Here is a 1243-nt window from a genome sequence, read left to right on the forward strand (position 1 = left end):
TGCATTATGAGCTAGACCACACTGCTTTTTTTATCACCTTTAAGCCATTTAATTTGGCAAACAGAGGGATGGAAAATCAATGGAGTATGACCCCATTGATTTACTCATAAATCGTGCTCTTTAAATAAAGTGGTTAACTTTCCAAAAGATTTCTGGTAGTTGACATCGCCGTTACGCAACAGCCCTCGGACATCGTCTATGAAATCCCATAACACTCGCCTCCAACTAAAAGAGCTTTGATTCAATGAGTCCTGAAGAATCAGAGTAGAGGTCAAAATTGTGTTCGAGATTACCGTGATCTGCGATGGGAACCTAGGCGATGGCTGAAGCTTTGTAATAGCGTAAAAGTCTTTCTCACCATTATTGGCCATAGGATGGACGTGGGTCGAGGCATAGTCATAACCATATTTATACAGAAACTCCATTCCCATATCTTTTGCAACATCTTCTGCTCTCGGGCGCCGCCAGGTAGGCTTGTTTTTTTCCAGAGCTTTGATGCGTGCCTTTTGTTCTTCACTAATTTGATATTCCCAGCCTACAGCCTGATCTTTGAAGAGGTCATCGCTTTTTACACGGTTCTGGCTCTTGTATTGCTCGAAAAATGACCAGTCATCGAAGGCGTGAAAGTCGTCATTCACTCCGAGACTGTGCAAATGAAACATTCTATCGACCAAGGCTCTATGTATAATCCAGGCATTTTGAATGTCGCCTTTATCCCAAAGGGAAAAAACGCTTTTAAGCGTCATTGCTGAGCGGGCAACGAAATTCCTGATAATTATATTCTTGGTGTCACAGTCGTATTTGGCTAATGAAGAAAGCACCATTACAGTGACCGCATAGAGTGCATCTGCGGCAGCTCTGTACGTCTCAACAGTTTGATACTGATTCTCAGCCATACTTTTTACCTACGCCCGCATTTTTGACTGGTTTGAAGCGTAGAGGAAAACCAATCCGACAACATGCGATTGTTAGAAAATATCATGACGGGCCAATCTCCCATAATACAGAAAGCACTGTGTACGAATCGTCTTTAGAAAATGAATTATAATTTTTAGCGACATAGAGCATTAGGTAAGGAAGAAAATAGTTATGTAAAACCGCACTCCCAAGGCTTGAAATGGTTTTTCTGCCAAATCGAATTTCTGAAAAAACTTCCTCGTCGAACAAGCCCTCCGGTATGGGAAACTTAACAACAAATTGCTTAATATTTTCAAGTTCAACCCAAGCGTCAATCCTTTTTGAG

At 41.5% G+C, this 1243-nt stretch carries 2 protein-coding genes; both read right to left on the reverse strand.

Going from position 1 to position 1243, the window contains the following annotated elements; all coding sequences use genetic code 11:
* Window positions 1-104: 104 nt before the first annotated feature.
* The gene (locus A9E74_RS13750) at window positions 105-896 is read right to left on the reverse strand and encodes a DUF5677 domain-containing protein (RefSeq protein WP_069297154.1); all 792 of its coding nucleotides are present in this window, start codon (window positions 894-896) and stop codon (window positions 105-107) included.
* Between the two features lie 82 nt (window positions 897-978).
* The coding region (locus A9E74_RS14570) for a hypothetical protein (protein WP_218104337.1) at window positions 979-1243 on the reverse strand (265 nt) is incomplete at its 5' end.

The sequence above is a fragment of the Methylophaga muralis genome, from assembly GCF_001720165.1.
Lineage (GTDB): Bacteria > Pseudomonadota > Gammaproteobacteria > Nitrosococcales > Methylophagaceae > Methylophaga > Methylophaga muralis.